Here is a 21,521-nt window from a genome sequence, read left to right as displayed (position 1 = left end):
TACTATATTTAATGGACTTCGTAGTGATTGCTGCTCAGATAGCGATAGAAGTCGGTCAGCTTCATGGTCAGCACGCGGTTGACGACATTCATCTGACTGACCAGCCGTTGGTAGTCAAGATTGACCGGACCGACAACTGCCAGCACTCCGAAGCCTCGATAAGGGATCAGGAATTTGCTGGAAATCAGTGTCAAATCAGCCAAACAGCTTTCTCTACTGTCTGCCACGCGCACGCTTTGCATCTGATCCTCGGCCAAACTGTCGCGAATCTCAAATGCTACTTTCTGCGGGTCATCAAAAAACTGATAGGCCGTCAGGTCTGAGAATTCCAAGAGCTGAACCTTGCCAGACAGAATCACATTTTCCTTGAAAATATCACCAAAGATATGCTCAAAGAGCTGGATGACATTGTCCGTCGTGGTGAAATAGCGCTGAATAATCTGCGGAATTTCCGTCCGAATCTTGTAATGGATGTCCAGCACTGTCTGTCCCAAGAACCGCTCCCTTACCAAGCCCTTAAGCCTATCCAGATCTTCTCTTAGGAAGTTGCGCGGAATCATAAACTGACTAGTGATGGTATTGGACTCATCCAAGGTGAAGACTGCCAGAGCCGTGTGCTGACTGAGCACAACGATATCAAAAGCTGTCAAACGCTGCCGACTGGGTTCTACATCCAGTGCAACAACCGTGCATCCACTGAGCTTGGTTAAAAGGTCCGCTGCCTGTTGAAGAATGTCCTCCAAGTTGAAAAACTCATGGTCAAAGGCTTTGATAACCTCATAAAGTTCATTCTCAGCGAGACGATCAAAAGACAGAGAATGCTTGACAAAGTACTGAAAACCAGCCACGCTCGGCTTACGGCCGCTGGACGTATGCGCCTTTTCCAGAAGTCCCTGCTTTTCCAAAGCCGCCATATCGTTTCGGATAGTGGCGCTACTGGAATTGATGGAATCCTGCAGGGCTTTGGAGCCGACCGGCTCGTGAGTCTTGGTAAAGATATCAATAATCAAATTCAAAATCTCATTTTGACGCTCCGTGACCACGGCATCACCTCCAATCAAGATTCTGCTGTCGATTAGCACTCAATCACCTCGAGTGCTAACTCATGATTCTATTATACACTCTTCTACTCCAAAGTCAAGACAAAAACTCAAAAAATTAGCACTCTTTTTACAAGAGTGCTAAAAATCAGTCTAGCGACCTAGATTAGTCGTCCAAGATTTGCAAACGGCGCATCAAATAGAAAGAAATTCCTGAAAAAAGAAGCAACCAAACTAGAAGAGCCAAAAATTCTCCGCTCCATAAATGGAAATGAGACCAATCTTTCATATAACTAGTAAAGAGGCCCATAAAGCTATAACGCAGCACCTTAAATAAATCCTCGCTCATATTTGAAAACATAGGAATAAATGCCGCCAAGAGCATGGCTGGGACACTAAGAGATTGTGCCATGACCTGATTTTTACAAAACAAGCCAACCATTAAAAAGAAGAAAATTAAGACCAACATGGTCAATAAGAGAACCAAACCATAGCTGAATACATGATTAGAAAGCTTGGCTCCCACCAAAATTGGGGTAATGACGATATAAAAAATCCCAATAATCGCTGGCCAGATTAAAGCGGAGAGAATGTATTGACTAGCTGTCACACCAGCCAAGCGCAAACTTTGCAAATTATGTTTTTCTCTTTCCTCAGCTAGGATGATAATAATGGGTGTTCCAACAGACATGGCTAGAGAAAAAGGCAGGGAGATTGTAAGCAACATAGTAGCTAGTTTATCCGCTCCAATTTCCTTACCTGCTCCATTCAGAGAAAAAATAAATTTATAGAGAAAAATGAGGAAAATCGGCATGAAAACCTGCAACAGAATACTTTTATTAGCTAGCGTCACTTGACCTCTCAGCCAAATCATACCTTTTAATTTATTAGACATTTAAGGTACCTCCTGTCAAAGTGATGAAAACATCTTCTAAAGTTGGTTCGCAGGAATGAATACTGATAACATTGGACAAATCCAAGCCTCCTTGCAGTTCTTCAAAAGCCACTGTCTTAGTCGTCAAATCTTCATATTCTAAACGAACCTTCTTATCTGTATTATACTTTTGGATTATCTCATGTGGACTGCCTACTTCGACTAGTTTTCCTTTACTTAGCAAGGCCAAGCGATCACACAAGAGGGTAGCTTCCTGCATATCATGGGTCGTCAGAAAAATAGTTGTCCCCTGCTCTTTTAGTTCCAGCAGCAATTCGTGAATGGTGCGAGAGGTTGACGGATCCAAACCACTGGTTGGCTCATCCAAGAAGAGCAGTTTAGGTCGATTAATCAAGGCACGCACCAGCAACATGCGCTGCTTCATACCGGTAGATAGTTTTTCAGCCACCTTGTTGCGACTATCATAAAGCCCCACTTTTCGGAGAAGTTCATCGACTTCTGTCATATTAACACCAAAGAGCATAGCATAAGCCTTGAGATTCTTATAAAGTGACATCTTTTCATAAAAACCACTGCCATCGCTGACAATCCCAATCTGCTCCAGCACTTCTGCCTTCAAATCCTCAACCGGTGCAGACAGCACATGAGCTGATCCAGCATCCGCAGACAACTGACCAGTCAAAATATTGATAGTCGTGGTTTTACCAGATCCAGAAGGCCCTAGAAAGCCAAAAATCTCTCCCTCTCGGATGGAAAAATCGATTCCTGCCAGGGCTTCTTGTTCCTTGAACTTCTTTTTCAAGCCTTGCACTTCAATAATCGTCTTTTTCATTGTTTTCCTCGCTTTCATAACAGTATTTAACAAAACCGCAATCAATCTTTCAGTTCCTGCCTCATTTTCCAAAAACGCAAGGCAATATGGACCAGTTGACAGAACAGAATGAGCAATATAACACAGTCTATTGCTAAGATTGACTTGAATAATAGACTTGCTTTCAAACTCTTCTGGAAAATATCTAGAATGAGATAGGTAGTGACACACAAAACTATGATGGCTGGTAAAAACCTCCATACAAGCAAACGCTTGACCATTTCTAGCTTAGACCAAGCGTCATTATAGATTTCAAGATCACTGTATGCATCAAGCTGAGAAACTGGCTTGCGGAAATAAGAAAACTGATTAAAGTTTGTAATATGCTCCCAGCCACAATCCTCAAACAGTTGATAATAGGATTCTTGCTCCGCCTTCTTTATAGGGCGAAAATCTAATTGATAGGTCACTTCCTGAGGCGGACAGGCTTCAAAAGTATAACGAACCGCAACAAGAAAGGGAGAATAACTTACTTTTTTCAATTTCCAGCCTTGGCTATGCATTTTTTTAAAATAAGCTGCTTCTCTGTCATAGTCTGCAATGGTAAAGATTTTATAGACAATCTTCTTTTCCATCAAACTTCCTCCTTACTATTGCGGTAAAGGCGCTCAATCCGCTGAATTTCCAACTCTAAAATCTGTCTTCCAAGCTCCTTGATAGAATAGAGCTTTCTCTTTTCTTCCTCACGAACAAAGGCAATCAGACCATCTTTTTCCATCTTTGCCAAAGTCCCGTACATGGTTCCCGGGCTGATAGATAGCTGTCCTTCTGTCAGCTCCTTGACTTTTTGAGTAATACTGTAACCATGCCTCTCTTGCTGAAGACAGAAGAGGATATAAAAACCTGTCTCTGTCATTGGCACATAGACTCTCCTAAGCTTTTCTGTCAATCCGCTCATCTTTTTATCTCACTTTCACCTCGATATATCGAACCTTGATATACAAAATTATATCGCAGTCCGATATAGTTGTCAAGGATTTGTAAATATTTTTTACAGAAAGTGATTCATTTTTATCTTTCAATGCTTGTAGTTGATTTAATCAGAAGCTAAAAGGATTAGAAATCTAAATCAGCATAAAAAAAGCCAGGAACACCTGACTTACTTGTTTATTTTCCCGCTGCTTTAAGCAGGGCGATATATTCTTCCAGAACCAGATTGTGCTTCTGCATATACTGGGCATTCTCCACACCGACATAGCGGTAATGCCAGTTCTCAAAGTCAACTCCAGTAATGTCGCTCTTGCCATCTGGATAGCGAAGGACAAAGCCATATTGCGGAGCTAGTTGGGCAATCTTAGCTGCCAATTCATCCTCCTGGCCTTCTGGAGCGCTCATATCAATAGCCAAGCCCGTTTGATGCTCGCTGGCTCCTGGAAGCTGCACCTGCTTCAGCACAATGCTGACTGCTTCTTCATTTGACAAGCCTTTGGCGACTTCCCCAGCAACTTTTTCGTTATAGAGTTCCTCCTGCTCAGCTCGGCTGCGATAGCCAGAGATTAGAGTTTCTTCAGGAGCTATCGCTTGGGCTGCAGCTAGGAATTGCCGAGTATTTTCAGCAATACGGCTGTCGACCTGGATCTCTCCAATCTGGGTCAGATCAGGTGTTTTTTCTTCTTGCTGGTTGTCACGATTGACCAAAATCAAATTCCAGTCAGTAGACGACACCTTGGGCAAATCAGACTGTGAACTCTCTGAGCTAGAAGAGCCCTTCGTAGCAGAACTACTAGACGAACCCGAAAACTGAATCTTTGCAAGCAGATCTTGTAACAAGGACGGACGGAAATAAATCACCGTCCCTCCAGCTGCCAGACACAAGACGATTAACAATAAAAACGTTAACCCAATCTTTTTAGACTTCGATTTTCTCTTTTCTTTGCGATGTTTAGCGCGCTTCAACTTCTTCCTCCATTACTCTGGCACCGACCTCTCGATAAGACATGTCTCCGACGCAAGTTACTGTGAATTTACCGTCTTCATAGTCTACAACCGTCACACTGCCATTGTCCAAACCATGAGGTCGAGTTCGATTGATTAGATAGACAAAGGTTCCGATGGTCATGCCGTGGCTGACTACAAGGGCATTCCCACCGCCAGCAGCTTCCAGTTCCTCAGCTATGGCTGAAAAGCCTTCCCAAATTCGGCCGCTGAGCTTTTCCCAGTTTTCTGCCCAGCCAGCTGTATCGACTTCTACAAGACCTTCTGCCAACTCAGCATAGCTAAGCTGATGAACATGCTCAATATTGAAAACCCGGGGCATCACACCCATAAAGAGTTCTCCATCATAACCACCATCAAAGCTACCAAAGCACCATTCGCGAATCCGTTTGTCAAAGGTATAAGGAATCTGATCTGTCAGGCCCAGTTCCTCTAGAATAATTCCCATGGTCTGAATAGTTCGGCCGCTGTCGCTGGAACGGGCCAATTTGAAATCAAGCCCAGCTTCTCTCAGGCCGATGCCCAACTCATGAATGCCACGTTCCCCGACTTCAGTCAATGGGGTATCAGACCAGCCTTGAGCCCGGCCGATAGTATTAAACATGGTCTTGCCATGACGAACCAAGTATAATCTTGTTTTTGCCATTTCATTTCCTCCGTTGTTCTTTTCATATTATACCATTTTATGAAGAAATTGGCTCCATCTGGCTTTCAAAGCAAAAAGCAGGAGTCTCAAAACTCCTGCTCATTCTTGATTTTCTCGATCCAATATAGCTGCACCAACCTGACGGTAAGACACATCACCCAAGGCCTGGATGCTAAAGCGACCATCTTCATACTCCAGCACTGTGACACTGCCATTGTCGACATTAGGATTTTTCGTGATATTCTCATCAACCAGATAAGCCAAAGTACCAATGGTCATACTGTGGCTGACGACCAGAGCATTGCCACCGCCTGAGGACTCCACCTCTCTAGCAATGGCTTCAAATCCTTCTAAAATCCGACCGCTAAGCTTGTCCCAAGGTTCAGCCCAGTCAGCCGAATCCACTTCTACCAGGCCATTCGCCAAATCAGGCCAACTGAGTTCCTTATAATTATCCGTCTTAAGAACTCGTGGGATAACGCCATGAAAGAGCTCACCACCATAAGCACCATCAAAACTGCCAAAGCACCACTCCCTGATGCGCTTGTCATAGCGATAGGGAATCTGGCCAGTCAGGCCCAGCTCCTCTAAGATAATCCCCATGGTCTGAATGGTCCGGCCGCTATCACTGGAAAAAGCCTTGACAAAAGGCAAACCCGACTCTCGCAATCCGATACCCAGCTCACGAATACCGCGCTCACCTTTGGCAGTCAGCGGGGTATCAGACCAGCCCTGAGCCCGGCCAATAGTATTAAACATGGTCTTGCCATGACGGATAACATAGAGTCTTGTTTTTGACATAGTTTACCTCTTTTATTTTTCCTTTGTTTATTATGGTATATTTTGAAAAATGCCTTTGGCTTCTTTTAGATTGAGAAGAGGGAGAACTCGGTTTCCCGCTATGATAGACAGCTTCTCACTGTGAAGTCAGCATCTAATTAACTATAGAGACTTAATATGAACTTTGACGGCACTGACACATCCAAAAATAATGTACAGATAATGGAGCCAATAATTAAGACCAAACTGTCCGGATAAAGCGGCTTTATTAATAGCGATAATGGCTTGCAAAATATTGCCTTCCCCTTGGTAAAAAGAATTGGCATAACCAATTTGAACAGCTACAAAGCTCATCGCTAAAGTAAAAAAGAAACTTGCCACAATTCCTAAAACAGAAATACCTTTGACAAACTTTTCATAGCAAGCAATGCTAAATAGCAGTGTAAAACCTGATATGAAGCCCATGGCCAAGGATGCACCTGTCAGAAAGAAGACAAGACATGCACCAAGTAAGCTCGTCAAGAATGCTCCGAGAACACCCAGAAAATAATGTATTTTCTGCGGACTTTGATGAGGAAGGGAGCGCTTTGTCACCTTATCCTGCGAGATGGAAACCATCCGCTCATAGCTAGATGGCGTGAGAAAGAGCCAATCTCCTTTAAACTGATACAGGTCCACATCTCCGGTTTCACCAGTTTTCTCACAGGCGCTAATCAGCCCTTGCTCCTCAAAGTAGCGGGTGCAGTCCTCGATAGCCTCCTCCAAAATATCCGGCAGCAAATCCCGATCCTGATCAGCCAAAATCTGACAGGCCAGACTGTAGCCAGCTCTTTCAAAATCAATCAAAACCTCGGAATCGTTGATCAAAGCTTCCAAGGTATCTCGACCAATATAACCCTGCTCACATCTGACTGAAAAGAAAATCGCAAATTCGTCGCCATCTGTTATGGTCTCTAGATAAAAAGCATAATCCCTTCTACGGCCATATATAATGCCGCTCTCCTTATCAAAATCCAAACCTAAATCAAGGGCCAGCTCAGCTAGCTCTCTTTTATTCATAACCTAAACAATCTCCTTATAATCCCCTACATTTCAAGCATCCAGCTAGATTCAATCCCGCAAACTCCTACTCGGAAACTGAATAACTGTCCTTTACGCTGCTTTCTTAAAAACTGTTTCAAATCTAGCTTTTTAGTTTTTAAAGCTGTGAATAGGCGCTGGAATCTGACCGCCCCGTGCGATAAAGGCAGCAGACGAAGCTTGATTGACCTTCATGACCGGAGCTGTTCCCAAGAGCCCGCCAAATTCAATCATATCGCCTTCCTTGCCTTTCGGAATAATCCGCACAGCTGTTGTCTTCTGATTGATAACTCCAATCGCCGCTTCATCCGCAATCATGGCTGCGATGGTTTCAGCCGGTGTCGCTTCTGGAATGGCAATCATATCCAAACCTACCGAGCAGATAGCTGTCATAGCTTCTAGCTTTTCTAGATTGAGCGAGCCGTTTTGCACAGCCGCAATCATGCCCTCGTCTTCTGACACAGGGATGAAAGCACCAGACAGTCCGCCAACTTGATTACAGGCCATAACACCGCCTTTTTTGACTTGGTCATTGAGCAGGGCAAGTGCCGCTGTCGTGCCATGAGTGCCGACTGTTTCCAAGCCCATTTCTTCTAAGACACGGGCCACTGAATCCCCAACCGCTGGTGTTGGAGCTAGACTCAAGTCAACAATCCCGAACTTGACGCCCAGACGCTCGCTAGCCATCTGACCGACCAACTGACCGATACGGGTGATTTTGAAGGCCGTTTTCTTGACCGTTTCAGCGACCACGTCAAAGCTCTCACCACGGACCTTTTCCAGGGCTCGCTTGACAACACCTGGCCCAGAAACACCGACATTGATGACCACATCTGCTTCACCGACACCATGAAAAGCGCCTGCCATGAAAGGATTGTCCTCTACCGCATTGGCAAAGACGACCAGCTTAGCCGCACCCATGTCAGAAAGCTGGGCCGTTTCCTTGATAATCCGCCCCATATCCGCAACTGCCGTCATATTGATGCCGGTCTTGGTTGAGCCGATATTGACAGAGGAGCAGACCTTGTCCGTCTCAGCCAAAGCACGTGGAATAGAATTAATGAGGATTTCATCGCCTTTTTGATAGCCCTTTTGAACCAAGGCCGTGAAGCCGCCGATAAAGTCAACACCGATTTCCTTAGCAGCCTTGTCTAAAGCCTTGGCCAAAGGCACATAGTCACTGCTGTCTGTCGCTGCCCCAATCAGAGAAATCGGAGTCACGGAGACCCGCTTGTTGACGATAGGAATCCCGAGCTCTGCTGCAATTTCATCCCCAACTGCTACCAGGTCTTTCGCTTTGGTCGTGATTTTTTTGTAAATCTTCTCCGCTGCCCGATTAATATCTGTGTCGATGCAGTCCAAGAGTGAAATGCCCATGGTGATGGTCCGAATATCAAAATTCTGCTCCTCAATCATGGCAATGGTTTCTGTTACTTGTCTAATATCCATCCTTCACTCCTTAGATATTGTACATGGCATCAAAAATGGCTGCGCTTTGAATGTTGATTTTGACGTTGAGCTCTTGGCCGAAAGCTTCAAACTCATTGCGAAGGGCCGTAAAATCTTGCTTTTCATCGCTTGACACCAAGGCCATCATGGTAAAATATTCCTCCAAAACGGTTTGGGAAATATCATCAATATTCAACCCCAGCTCCGCAATCTTAGTGGAAACTCCGGCTACAATCCCTGTTTTATCTTTTCCGACAACGGTAATAATTGCTTTCATGCTTGGCTCCAATCATTTTTAGTTTGTCTCATTGTAGCATAAATTCGAGGATTTTGTATACTATTTCAGAAAATAAAGGCAGAAGGTTCGGATATTGTAAAGAGCACTTGAAACAAGGAAGATTCTCATATGCGCAGCAATTCATCTGAGAGACCATTTTGGACAACTTTGTATGTTTTTTCTATTTTTTGTTTGAAAGCGCTTTCGATATTTGTTATACTAAATATAGAATGTTTTACACAAAGGAGATTTCCTAATGAACGATTCATACAAGAAGCGTCTCTATACTCAGGCCTTGAGTTTATCAGCCGCTGTATTGATGGCTGTCTTGGCTCAGGGTAAGGCCGCAGCTGACCAGCAGAACAGTACTGAGTCACAGCCAACCGCCAATCAGGTAGAGGCTGTAACTCCTGCAACAGAAGCTACTCAAACCGCTCCAAATCAGACAGGAGAAAAAGAACAGACTCCTGCTCCTGCAACGGACAATCCAGCTGTCTCTGCAGCAGCTCAAACAAGAGCAGCTGATTCTGAAGAAGCCAAGACCCAGCTGGCCGACAGTACCGTTTATATGTCCGAGCCTGCAGAGCTCAAGGAAACCGTCCAAGGACAGGCTTCTCAGGCGGGTAAGCTGACTTGGACTCTGGACAATAAACCAATAGCCGACTGGAAAACCTGGAATATGGACAGCGGCACCTTTACCGGCCAACCCTTTGTCACAATTGAGGAAAAGGTCGACGGTAACGACCTTCATCTGAATTTGCAGTTTCAAAAACTCTTCGGAGACGATCTCAGCCTTCGCTCTCCCCATAATATCCGCCGGACCTATCGAAACTTCATTGGCAGCCATGAACTGGTCGGTACGAGCCAGGACCTGAGCCTGACTATTCGCAAAAATATCGTCTTGCGTCCTTATGAAGACTTCCACAGCCATGAGGAGATGCTGGCATCTATTGAAAAAAGCAGACAGGATGCCAAAACAGATCGTTTGGTACAGATTGAGAACATTGGAAAGAGCGCTCAGGGGCGCGATATCAAGCTGGGTATCATCAGTTCTGACCAAAAGAGCATCGACGACTACCTCAGCACAACTAATCCGCAGGCCTTGACCAAACCAGCAGAAATGCTGGCAGCTCTCAAAAATGGCAACTTAGACTATAAACTGCCTGTGCTCATTAACAACACCCACGCTGATGAACAGCCTGCTATTGATATTATCACAGGTCTATTTAAGACCTTTGCCACCAAAGACCAAGTCAGCTTCAAAACAACCGCTGCCGATGGTTCTGAAAAACTTGTTACTCTCAAAATCCAAGATTTACTGAAGAAGTTTATCTTCCTCTTTGACTTTACGGAGAACCCTGACGGCGATGTCCTCAACACTCGGGCTCTGGCCAATGGCCTTGACCCTAACCGAGATACTGGCTACCAAGCCAATCCTGAAACCCGCACCGTCGCTGGATTGATTAACAAATGGAACCCAATTGCCCTCTATGATATTCACGGCTTTGTCAAGGAATTCCTGATTGAGCCAGCAACCCCGCCTCACGATCCTAACTTTGAATATGACCTTTTAGCCGACCTCATGCTGGACAATGCCCATCATATGGGGCGGGCCGGTGTTGCAAACTCTAGCTACGACAAATACATCATCCCAAAACTGGACTGGGGAGACGGATGGGACGATTCCTTCTCCGGCTACACAGCGGTTTATTCTATGTACCATGGCATCCTGGGACATACCATCGAAATTCCCGAGGGCAATCAAGAGTCCTACAAGGCTGGATATTACGCAGTTCTAGGAGGCCTTGACTATCTAGCTCAGAACCCCGACAAGCTCATGGAGATGCGTCTCAACTTCTACCTGCGCGGCATCAATAAAGTCGAAGATCCTAAGGCAGAAAATGAACTTGTCGGACCAGATGGTCAGGTCGTAGGCCGGATTAAAAAAGGCCAAGAAAAATTCTTCCCAGACTACTATGTCATCCCAATGGGAGTGGACAAGGACAACGATACCCAAGAAGCCTTTAATATGATTGACTATTTCAAACGCAACGGTATTCTTGTCAAAGAACTCAAGGAAGACAGCGGCAACTATAAAAAAGGCGATTTGGTTGTCGATATGGCCCAGGCCAAGCGTGGCTATGCCAACCATGTCCTCTACAAAGGCTCAAATGAATCCAAGTGGGCAGCCATGTATGCGGAATTAGTCGTCAATTTCCCTGATATGAAAGGCTTCAAAGCCCAGCCAGTCTTTGGCGACAAGCTCTTTGAAGGCAAGCTAGGCGACGTGACAGCGCTCCGTGCTGCACGTACCAGTCAGGTTGATCATAAAGCGCCTTATTACGTCATTGCCAATACGTCTGAGAGCGCGGTCAAGGCCGTCAACAAAGCTCTTTCTGAAGGTAAGAAGGTCTATCTGACAGATGACGGCTACATCGTTGATACACCGACCTTTACCAGTCTCCTAGATCGTTATGCCATTTATGGTGACGCCCTTTATAAGATTCCACAGGGACCAACTCTGAAGCCTCTCAAGGTCTACGCACCACCACATCAATTCTCATGGGCAGGCGTGGACGCTCCAGCTCATACTGCCTTAGCTCTGAAGAATATGGGCTTTGAAATCGTCGATCGCCCAGAAGATGCGGACGTCATCGTCCTTGAAAGCAACAACTATGACAAGTCTCTTGTCGGACTCAAGCCAACCATCGTCGTCGGAGGCTCTGCTATGCAGCGCTTGGAAAAACTAGGAATCCTAGACGGCTTTGATGCTGAGCGCTTCAAGAACGGCAGTGACTACGAGGGCTTGATGAAGGCTGTTATCCAAGACCAAGACCCGCTGACCAGCGGCTATAAGAAAGATGGACTCTTTTACTCCAACTCTGGTAACTGGATTGCTAAGATTCCTGCCAACTTTAGGACTCTTGCCAGCATTTCTGGCAGCGACTTCTATATCGCTGGCTGGTGGCCTGGCAATGAGCAGCTAGCCAACAAAGTCGTAGCCATTGCTGGTACCTATAACGAGAAGCCTCTCTTTGTCTACGCTGGTAATCCGACTAATCGCCTTCACCCTGTTCACTTCTACCGCTGGATTTCCAACGCTATCTTTGGCAGCCAGTTGGCCGAGCTGACTGACTTATCAAGTCCTGCGACACCTGACCCAACCTACCAAGCTCCAAGTCAGACTGTCCTTGACTGGAAACCTGCCACTGTCAATCCGCCGGCTCGGACAGTGGCTCTGACCTACAACAATCAGACTCTGCCAGAGACCGGAAGCCAAGAAACAAGTGCTAGCTTCGCTCTAGCTGGACTTCTGGTTGCAGGAGCAGCTGGACTCTTCCTCTTAAAGAAGAAGGAAGACTAATACTTAAAAACACACCTCCCAATTGATACGGGAGGTGTATTTTTAGTTATAAGCTCTGCTATTTTTCCACATAGGTATGAAGTGGATAGGTCGGATAGGCTAACTCACGCGCCAACTCAGAAGTCACATAACCTGCCGGTGCGTCTAACACAGAAGGGATTCGATTGACGATAGTGGCACAGGTCAAGGCTACGGTATCAGGCTTGCTGACTGAGAAGACTAGATTTGGCTCACCAGTAATTTCCCAATCACACATATCTCCGTCATTTTCACGATAGACCTTGCCAATACACTCTACTTCCAACTCAATTCCCTGATGGGTATGAATGGTTGTCACAGCTGACATACCCGTTACTTGCCCCGCCGGAACTGTACGTCCCAGCGTTTCAGAATAAACATCTTCATCCAAAATGTAAGGAACACTCTTTTGTGAAATATCCTGAATGGTCCAGTTCATCTTAGAGCAAATAGCTTCAGCAGCATTCCACATATAGGACGGCAGACTCTCAGCACTGGCAATTTCCTTTTCAAATCGCTCTGAATCGTAACCAGCACCATGCGCTTCTGCCAAAGCCAGACCATAATCTTCCACATTATAGCTGGCAATCCCTTTCACCTTTTGAATGCGATTAAGGCCAGACATAGCCAAGCAAGGCATATTAATCCAGTAAATATCCTGCATGCCTGAGCCCATTACAGTGACACCATATTTTTTAGCCAGCTTGTCCAAGCGGTTTGTTTCGGATGGCGACGTCGTCCAAGGGTAGATGGCTTCCTCACAGGTCGTGATGATATTAACTCCATGCTTGATAGCTGTTTCAAAAAAATCATACATTTCCGGCATATAGGAAGCAATGGTGACAATGGCAATGTCTGCGTCACACTCTCCAAAGACACGTTCAGCATTATCAGAAATCAGGACACCAGTCTTATAGCCTAGCTCTGCAAAATCACCAACATCCTGTCCTACTACAGCAGGATTGTTATCAATAGCTCCAACAATTTCTACACCGTGATCCAGTAGATACTTGAAAATCACTTTAGACATCTTGCCGCAGCCATACTGAACAGCACGAATTTTTGTATTTCTCATGGCAAACCCTCCATTAATTGTTATTATTTTCACAATTATAGTATAATATCTCTAGTAACTAGAGAGTCAATAGAGGGTTTTAAAAAATGAAAAAAATTTTGCGTATCGGAGAGTTTTCCCAAATAAATCAGATTTCCATCCAAACTCTAAGATTCTATGACCAAATCGGTCTTTTAAAACCCTATAAAGTCGATCCAGAAACCAACTATCGCTACTACCACATCAATCAATCTTCTCTAGTTGACTCCATTCAGTACTTGCGTCAACTGAATTTTTCTCTAGAAGACATAAAAGAAATCCTATCTGACAAAGACCATTTTCAACTGCACCAGCTTATCGAGGACCGCTATCAGCGCCTTCTAGAGGAAAAAGAGAATTTAGAAAAACAAATCCAAGAAATCGAAATCTTTCGGTCTGGTGCCCGTATCTATGGCGAAAAGCAGAGCGAGCAAGAACTGGAAATTCTAACTTTTCCTGAACGGCAGCTGCTTACTTTTGAAATTGATCAAAACATTTATCAAATGAAAAGTGAGGAATACGAACTTGCTCTCCGCTGCTTCAAGCAAGAAATCCTGCGTTACAGTCCTTTTTTCACTCATTTCAGCCGTGTTGGCTCTATTATGAAACAAGAAGATTTCCAAAAAGAAAAATGGATTTCCAAGCAACTCTGTCTCTTCCATCATACTCCCAATGAACTCCCTCACTTAAATCGAATATTGCTGCCGGCAGGAAATTATGCAGTCGCTTACTGCCCTTCCTTTGCAGATGAACTAAAAGCTCTGCCGCATTTTCACCAGGCTTTGATCCAAGCTGGATATACTCCCGTGGGCGATTATATCTGCGAGGTCATTCATGAACAGCCACAACTCCAGGAGCAGCACCGCGATATGTTCATCCGGATGCAAGTTCAGATAGAGGAGTTAAAAAAGAGGAAGATGGATGTAGCGAAATTTCTTGCCAGATACTAGAGCATGCTCAGCCAAAAACTAATCATTTCGCAAGCCATAATTATATCAAAAAAGGACGGGAAAACACCCATCCTTTTTATGTGCAAATAACCATTGCTTAGCATCTTAGTCTTCTTGTTTCTTCCTTCCAGCTAGAAGACCCATTCCCAGAAAAGCTAAACCAACCAGAGGCAGAAACTTATCTTCTTGAGTGCCAGTCTTAGGCAGAGCTGAGTCGGGAGCTGGCTGCAATCTTGGCGACGGAATAACTTTCTCTTCCTCACCTTGCTTCAGAGCTTGAGGCTGGGTCCTTATCAAAGGCTGTTTAGCACTTTCAGCCACCACCTTGCTGCCAACTTCTACTAGTTCGTCAACTACTAGAGAGAGCACTTCCTGACCGAGGACGGTTCGCTGACCGTTCAAGACTTCTACAAAGACTCGCTTTTGACCCTTTTGGCCAGCTGCAAGTATCCGCCGCTGCCCTCTTTCCAGTTCTGGATTTTCCTGTTCTCGAGTCTGATATGCAATTTCTTGCATTACGACTTCTAAGAAAGGCTTTTCTTCCACTAGGTCCTTCATCCCTTCTTCCGGAGTGACCTGATGACTTGGTTTCACAGCCAGAGCAGCAAGAGCTGTCTTCAGATCCTGTTCTGCTCTATCTAAATCTGCCTGCTCCGCTTTTTCATCTGCCAAGAGAGACTGGGCTCGAGCCAAGGCTGACTGGTAAGCCTGAACTGTCTCATCTGTGTAGAGGCTTGGATCTAGACTAGCCGTACTGTCTACCACTTTCTGCAGAGAAGCCTTATTAACTGCTGGGGCATGAAGATTGGTCACAAAGAAATTGCGAGCTTCCAAATCCCCATCCCAGAGTCCCAGACCGACGTAGGCATCATTATAATAAGGCTTAACCGCATCAAATTGGTGGTTCAGGTATTCTACACCGTCCACAGATACACTGACACCATTTTTAGTTTTCACTAGCTTAACATGGTGGAACTGGCCGTCATTAAGATGCTTGCCATTCATGCTACTTTCTGCAATCGTCTCCCCCATAAAGCGGTAAAGTCTAATCTTATCATTATCGCCAAATTGAATAGAATAGGCATAGCGAGGGTCAACATTTTCAGACGCATAGAAAATATTAATCAAGCCTTTTTGATACTTGAGATCCACATCCAAGTTATACTCAGGGAAAGGAATCTTCTGACCTCCCATATAATAATCATTGGCGCTGGTATTCTGATTATAGAGACTTTCACCGTCGACATACCACTTACCAGAGATAGCTTTTAAGTCTGGAACATTGGTCTTAAAGTCATTACGGCTGATATTGATGGTGAAGACCTTGGAAAGGCTTGGATTTGCCTTAGAGGTCGCCGTTACCTTGACCACGCCCCTTTGCAGAGCAGTCACTCGCAGCTTATTGCCATCTTCCGTGACAGAGACCAAGTCTGGCTGATCCACACTCCAGCTGACCGCTTGAGAGACACTTGCTGGCATGACATATGCTTTCAAATCCAAAGTATCGCCGACATAAATATTATTTGTCACAGGAGAAGCCTGCACTAGTTCCAGTGGTTTGGTCACTGTCTGTTTGTCTTTCCAGATGCCCTTCAGCGGATAAAGAGCAATGTCAGCCTTAGCAGCACCACCTTCTACAAAAACACTAGCCGCAAGGCTATTTGGCGCAGGGAATATCTGATTGGCACCCGCTACAGTATATCCTTTGGCAAAGACTTCTAGGCTGGAGCGATCCACATAGAGATGCAGATCTATACTGCCATCCGCATTGCGCTTGACGGACTGACTATCCACCTGAGCAAATTTATTACTGAGAAGAATGCCGGACTGGCTGCGGTCAATAGAGAGAGTTTCCTTTTCCAAATCATAGGTAACTCTAGTCACTTCTCCATCTCCAACTCGCAGGTTAAAACCGATTTTCTTGGTCGTTTCACTCGGCCGGAAAGTAGAGACAATTTCATACTGATCACCGGAAAAATCTTTCAACAGCCCATTCTTCTCACTAACTTCCACGTCTTTATACAACACAGCCTTGTCTTCCTGACGCAAAGATTGATAAGCTGCAATTGGCGTCTGAGTCAGCCGATAGCTGCCGTCTTGCTTGATAAGGCCTAGTTTGAGATTAAGATTGAAGGTTCCGTTGAACTTCTGACCGACGGTATCGGCTACCAGATTGCAGTAGTCCTCCCAGGTATTCATCCAGTTAGACTCTATAATGTCAGGCAGGGTTGGATTAGCCTTGCTGCCAAAGTCCTGAACGTAGTAAGTCATGGCCGCATAAGAATCTTTACCAAAGTTCATGACCTGATCAGTCTGAGCAAACTCAGCATCTGGGACGAAAGTCCACTTGCCCTCCACCTGTCTAAAATCACCGACCTTATAGGAACGCCCGCCACGAGACAGGACCCATTTTAGGCTACCATCGTCTGCCAGTAGAGGATAGAGATCTGGACACTCCGTATGGAGATCCGCATAAGTTGACTCCACCTTCCAATTACGCAGATTATCAGACGAATAAATTCTCAGCGGTCCGCCTGCAACGATCATAAACCATTTACCCTCCCAACGGAAGACCTTGGGGTCACGAAAATCCTGAGATTGCAGTGGATCATCCGTCCAGTCAGCTGCAATTTGATCAAGCTTCGTCCAAGTCCGGCCCTCATCCTTACTGTAGGCTAACTTGATGCGCTGACCGTTTCCATCGGCAGTAATCAGCGCGACTAAACCGCCCTGGTCATTGTCAAATAAACCAGAGGAATTAGTGGTATCTGCTACGATAGAGCCTGAGAACATAGCCCCATTAGCATCCGGATAAAATGCAATCGGATGTTCTTCCCAATGAATCAAATCCTTGCTGGTCGCATAGCCCCAGTGCATAGGCCCCCACTTGGTATCATCGTAAAACTGATAGAAGAAATGATAGACTCCCTTGTAATAAACCAGCCCGTTGGGATCATTGGCCCAACCGTCCTTGACCGAATAATGATACTGACCGCGATAGAGCTCATTGTAGTATACCTCATCAGCCTGCCGACGATGTACATTGAGCCGGTAAGTCAGGCTGACCTCCTGCCCATCCGCATCCGTCACAGTACTGGTCACAGTCAGATAGTTTGCCCCCACTGCCAGCGGGATATTCTTCAAATCACTATAGACCCTACCTGCAGCATCGGTCACGCTTACCTTGGCAGCAGGATTTTTCGCTACGGTGGTCAAGTCTACAGTCTCAGCGTCATGCTTGACATACTGGATGGTAATAGGAGCACTAAACTGACCTTTCTGCTCCACTTTCCCAACCGAAGAAGTCACCCTTATATCCTCCAACTCGGGATTAGACTGAGGAGTGATTTCTTTATAAAAGGTATTTTGAAAAAGCAGCTCGCTATTCCAGTTTAATAAGCCAAAATAGCCTTCTGACAGATAAGTATTCTGACCCTTGTCATCTCTCTGAAGCGTGTAATCTCCTGAGCTGGCCACTAGAATATCATTGACATAATAGGATACCCAAGAGCCGATAGAAACAACCTTGAGCCGATATTTATTATCATCCGTTGGCTCGATATGCTTTTCATTGATAAACTGATAGTCACGCCCACCTTGCCAACGCCAAAATTTCACATTGTTGCTGCCACCATCAATATTAACCGCATAGCTGCTCTTGTCATCCGGATTATTATTACTGCGGAAAATGAGGGCTGCCGCCCCTTCCTTACTGAGAAAAGTTACATCCGTCGAGTAAACAAAATCCTTGCCCTGACTTTGAGAGTAAAGGAAACTATCACCTTTGCCTCTGGCATCACTATAAAGACCTTGTTCCCGGACTTCCCAAACTCCATTTTTGTCTCCCTTGGCTTCTGCCAAATTAGTATTGAAGCCTGACTGCTTATCTACAGTCTCTGCGGCAGGGAGTTTTTCCGAAGCAACTTCCTTCGCCGCTGGCTGTTCGTCTTCTTCCTGTTTGGTCTCTTTAGCATTTGCTGTGACTTGATTTTCCTTATCAGTCTTTTGATTGGCTGACTCTACTGCTGCATCCTGACTACCTGCTTCCGTCGCAGCAGTCTCCCCAGCTACAAGGTTTTCTGTCTTATCGGCATTCCTTGTAGGAGCAGCTGTTTCCCCGCTCTCAGGCTCCGAGACAGCTGATGAATCAGCCTGCAAGAGCTGAGCAGGGGCTGGATTAGCCTTACCCTCATCTGCATAAACCACTCCACCGCCATCTAACAAGAAAGCTCCAAAAGCCAGCAGGGCACACCCAAACACCCAACGCTTTCCGCTTTTTCTCATAAACCAATTTTTACACACTTTTTCCTGATGATTTTTCATGACACACCTCAATAATCTAAAAATTAAACCAGACTCCTCACAACCAAATCACTTCTACATAACGCACTCCTTTCAACTTTCTTTGTTCAAAATGAACACCTCATTTAGCACCTAACTCCTTTATAAAAAAGAAGCAATCTCAATAATCTAAATATAACAAATTTTTGTAAGCGCTTCACCTAACGTTTGTCACAAAAACAAAATGACAGATGTCATATTTTGGAAACGAAGAAAAAAAACAAAAAGCCTCCAAAACGGAAAGCTTTTGTTTGTTTTAAATTTATTCTGGATAGGATGCTGCCAGCTCGTTCTTTAGATATTCTGCCAAGTGCTGATGAGCAAAAATTCCTGCTTTTTCTTCTGCTGTCGGATTATAGTTGGTATTAGTATTCACATCATAGACATAGATCTGACCTGCCTCCGACTCTACCCACTCAATTGCCCCCACATCAATGCCAGCTTGAGCTAGAAATGTCTCATAAGCCTGTCTTTGACTAGCAGGTAACGGATCTGTGATTTGAAACTTATCTGATGTTTCTAGCTGAGCATGCCTTTGTCCAACCTGACACCCATCTGCCGGACAAAGCTGAAAACCGTCTGATGAATCAATGGACACCGTATAAAGAAACTTCTGGTTGATGAATTCCGAACGGCGAATGCGACCATCCGTAGGCTTGATATAGGCCTGAAGCAGAGTGATCCCATCCACAGAAGGCTCAAAAGCAGGACTGTCTACATAAGCTTCCAACTCTTCCTCACTATTGAAGAGCTGCACTCCCAAACCTTTCCCAGCCCGATTATGTTTGGTAATCAGGGGATAAATATTAAGCTTTCTAGCTGCCTCAAGAATATTCTCCTGCCCCAAAACGGCTACCGTCTCTGGATAAGCAATTCCAACTTCAGAAAGCTTCAAATACTGTTTAATTTTGCTGATTTCCAGATTAATAGCCCCGCTGCCGTTGATGACCTTGCGACCGTGAGCTTCTAGCCAAGCTAGAACTTGTTCTGTAAATTCTGGTGCATAGCGGTGTCCACGCGTATGAGAAGAAGCGGACATCCGATTGTAGAAAATTCCTGTTGGGGGCGGACTCTGCAGATCGAGGATCCCACTTGACAAATCCCACAGTTCATAGGGCACATCTTTTTCCTCCAGCCACTTGACCAAGTGCTGCGTCCACTCCAAATTTTCATGAATAACGTATACTTTTGCTTGACTCATAAGTCTTCTCTCCTTTAGGAATACCGAACAGCCAGCTTGCTGCTTTTCGATTCTTCTACTACATTGCCTTCCGTCTTTTCAATAACACTGACGGCCAAGACCTGACCTAGAACATTGAGGGCAGTGCGACCAGCATTGACAAAGAAATCAACCGCAAAAATCAGGGCAACGCCTTCTACCGGCAGGCCTAGCTGAGGTGCAGCTGCCAGCAAGACAACAATCGCTCCTGAAGGCACCGTTGCAGCTGTTTTACCAATCAAAGTCAAAAGCAAAACAGTAAAGAAAAGTCCTGACACAGAAAAAGCAATCCCATAAGCATGCGCAATAAAAATGGTTGCTACAGAGAAATACACAGCGGCCCCTTCAAGATTAAAAGTGTAACCCAAAGGCACAACCAAATCTATGACATGCTCATCATAGCCCTGCTTCTTTAAATCTTTTAATAGAGGCGGCAGGACAACACTGGAACTACCAGAGACAAAAGCCAAAGTCAGAAGGCTCCAAATCCGTTGTAATCTTGTCAGATAAGGAATTCTGAAAGCAAGAGCAATCAAAGGAAAAATTACTAAAGCTAGCACCGCATAAGCCAGATAAGTCCCTGCTACAAATTGCCCCAAACCGACCAACTTGTCAACTCCTGTCGTAGCCACATCCTTAGCAATAAAACCAAAAATACCAATCGGAGACAGCTTCACAATCACACCGACAATTTTATAAATAGCCTCAATCCAAATCTGCAGCAGCTCAACAGCTTTCTGAGTCTTTTCTTCCTTGAGGCTTCCAAGCCCAAATCCTAAAAATAGAGCAAAAACAATAATAGGAAGCAGAGCTCCTTCTGAAAGCGACTTGACAATATTAGAGGGAATGAAGCTAAGCAAAAACTCATCCAACTGAATACTTTTGGCAATCCCATCAATGCTGGCTCCCGCCTGACCGATATTGACTCCTTGACCAAAGCCCAGATAATAAGCTGCAAAGACAAAAATAAAGGTAATCGCCGTCGTGACCCCAAAGAAATAGAGCAGACTCTTTGACAAGAGCTTCCCAAAAGATTTCTTACCAATCACACCAGCCACAGCTACGACCACAACCGGAAAGACCAGTGGAATAATCACCATATTAATCAAACTGATAAAAGCTTGACCCAAAAACTGGTAAAAAGCCGAAAACTGCGGCCAGATAAGAGCAACAAGAACACCCAAAATCAAAGCAATCAAGAGTTGCAAGCCCAGAGAAACCTTTGACCATAAAGAAACTAACTTCATTCCAAACTCCTTTAGTCTATTTTGTTAGCTATTTTACTATGATTGCCCCTATCTGGCTAATATATAATTTCTATGAAAGTAATAGAAGAATTTTATAGGTGAGCTAAATAACGTAAAAAAGCACTCACGAGTAACGCCCTTGAATGCTTAGAAGTTTGATGTATCACTAAGTATTAATAGCTTGAGAATCACGATGATTTACGAGGTTTCTTGAGGTCGGGTTTGACAAGGCTTTGTTTTAACAAATTTTAAAATGGCTTTATACCAATCTTTAGCAGGCGCTAATTGCTTTTTATCAAAAGATTACAATAAGTTT

17 protein-coding genes are annotated in these 21,521 nt (G+C 44.8%); 2 read left to right on the top strand and 15 right to left on the bottom strand.

The genetic code is table 11. The annotated features are described in order from the left end of the window. Window positions 1-8: 8 nt before the first annotated feature. From hrcA to K4I03_RS11735, 11 genes are all read right to left on the bottom strand, one after another. A complete protein-coding gene (gene hrcA / locus K4I03_RS11785) occupies window positions 9-1,043 on the bottom strand; it encodes a heat-inducible transcriptional repressor HrcA (RefSeq protein ID WP_042763211.1) in 1,035 nt (344 codons plus the stop codon). A 163-nt stretch (window positions 1,044-1,206) separates the two neighbouring features. Continuing rightward, window positions 1,207-1,935, bottom strand: a complete 729-nt coding sequence (locus K4I03_RS11780; protein WP_011837495.1) for an ABC transporter permease — start codon at window positions 1,933-1,935, stop codon at window positions 1,207-1,209. After that, entirely contained in the window at window positions 1,928-2,785 is an 858-nt protein-coding gene (locus K4I03_RS11775) for an ABC transporter ATP-binding protein (RefSeq protein WP_032913742.1), read from the bottom strand. Before K4I03_RS11775 ends, K4I03_RS11780 begins: the two co-directional genes overlap by 8 nt. Window positions 2,786-2,808: 23 nt before the next feature. Beyond that, on the bottom strand, window positions 2,809-3,381 hold the full coding sequence (locus K4I03_RS11770; protein ID WP_002905350.1) for a DUF2812 domain-containing protein: 573 nt from the start codon (window positions 3,379-3,381) through the stop codon (window positions 2,809-2,811). After that, complete coding sequence (locus K4I03_RS11765) at window positions 3,381-3,704, bottom strand: PadR family transcriptional regulator (protein ID WP_002905351.1); 324 nt, start codon at window positions 3,702-3,704, stop codon at window positions 3,381-3,383. The genes K4I03_RS11770 and K4I03_RS11765 overlap by 1 nt, the downstream gene beginning before the upstream one ends. Before the next feature lie 209 nt (window positions 3,705-3,913). Next, window positions 3,914-4,702, bottom strand: a complete 789-nt coding sequence (locus K4I03_RS11760; RefSeq protein ID WP_227965494.1) for a M15 family metallopeptidase — start codon at window positions 4,700-4,702, stop codon at window positions 3,914-3,916. After that, window positions 4,689-5,387, bottom strand: a complete 699-nt coding sequence (locus K4I03_RS11755; protein WP_227965492.1) for a histidine phosphatase family protein — start codon at window positions 5,385-5,387, stop codon at window positions 4,689-4,691. Before K4I03_RS11755 ends, K4I03_RS11760 begins: the two co-directional genes overlap by 14 nt. Before the next feature lie 99 nt (window positions 5,388-5,486). Next, on the bottom strand, window positions 5,487-6,188 hold the full coding sequence (locus K4I03_RS11750; protein ID WP_227965491.1) for a histidine phosphatase family protein: 702 nt from the start codon (window positions 6,186-6,188) through the stop codon (window positions 5,487-5,489). Window positions 6,189-6,329: 141 nt separating this feature from the next. Next, on the bottom strand, window positions 6,330-7,226 hold the full coding sequence (locus K4I03_RS11745; RefSeq protein WP_227965490.1) for a hypothetical protein: 897 nt from the start codon (window positions 7,224-7,226) through the stop codon (window positions 6,330-6,332). A gap of 132 nt (window positions 7,227-7,358) precedes the next feature. Next, window positions 7,359-8,696 (bottom strand): PFL family protein, encoded by a 1,338-nt coding sequence (locus K4I03_RS11740; protein ID WP_227965489.1) that lies wholly within the window; start codon window positions 8,694-8,696, stop codon window positions 7,359-7,361. 10 nt (window positions 8,697-8,706) lie between these two features. Further along, window positions 8,707-8,973, bottom strand: coding sequence for an ACT domain-containing protein (locus tag K4I03_RS11735; RefSeq protein ID WP_002893729.1), 267 nt, complete (start codon window positions 8,971-8,973; stop codon window positions 8,707-8,709). Between the two features lie 256 nt (window positions 8,974-9,229). Between K4I03_RS11735 and K4I03_RS11730 the strand changes: the two genes are divergently transcribed. Next, a complete protein-coding gene (locus K4I03_RS11730; protein ID WP_227965488.1) occupies window positions 9,230-12,337 on the top strand; it encodes an LPXTG-anchored zinc carboxypeptidase in 3,108 nt (1,035 codons plus the stop codon). Between the two features lie 58 nt (window positions 12,338-12,395). On the opposite strand, the gene K4I03_RS11725 is transcribed toward K4I03_RS11730, so the two are convergent. Beyond that, window positions 12,396-13,430, bottom strand: coding sequence for an NAD(P)H-dependent amine dehydrogenase family protein (locus tag K4I03_RS11725; RefSeq protein ID WP_125410596.1), 1,035 nt, complete (start codon window positions 13,428-13,430; stop codon window positions 12,396-12,398). 86 nt (window positions 13,431-13,516) lie between these two features. Between K4I03_RS11725 and K4I03_RS11720 the strand changes: the two genes are divergently transcribed. After that, window positions 13,517-14,398 (top strand): MerR family transcriptional regulator, encoded by an 882-nt coding sequence (locus K4I03_RS11720; RefSeq protein WP_227965487.1) that lies wholly within the window; start codon window positions 13,517-13,519, stop codon window positions 14,396-14,398. Window positions 14,399-14,503: 105 nt separating this feature from the next. Here K4I03_RS11720 and K4I03_RS11715 read toward each other — a convergent pair whose 3' ends face one another. From K4I03_RS11715 to K4I03_RS11705, 3 genes are all read right to left on the bottom strand, one after another. Then, the gene (locus K4I03_RS11715; protein ID WP_227965485.1) at window positions 14,504-18,721 is read right to left on the bottom strand and encodes a GH32 C-terminal domain-containing protein; all 4,218 of its coding nucleotides are present in this window, start codon (window positions 18,719-18,721) and stop codon (window positions 14,504-14,506) included. A gap of 280 nt (window positions 18,722-19,001) precedes the next feature. After that, window positions 19,002-19,940: an ATP-grasp domain-containing protein gene (locus K4I03_RS11710; protein ID WP_227965483.1), complete on the bottom strand. Its 939-nt coding sequence runs from the start codon at window positions 19,938-19,940 to the stop codon at window positions 19,002-19,004. A gap of 14 nt (window positions 19,941-19,954) precedes the next feature. Further along, window positions 19,955-21,205, bottom strand: coding sequence for a dicarboxylate/amino acid:cation symporter (locus K4I03_RS11705; protein WP_227965481.1), 1,251 nt, complete (start codon window positions 21,203-21,205; stop codon window positions 19,955-19,957). Between the last annotated feature and the right edge of the window lie 316 nt (window positions 21,206-21,521).

It is taken from the genome of Streptococcus sanguinis (assembly GCF_020729725.1).
In the GTDB taxonomy this organism is placed as follows: domain Bacteria; phylum Bacillota; class Bacilli; order Lactobacillales; family Streptococcaceae; genus Streptococcus; species Streptococcus sanguinis_V.
Note: the sequence above shows the minus strand (reverse complement) of the source record. Positions and strands in the feature narration are given on the sequence as shown.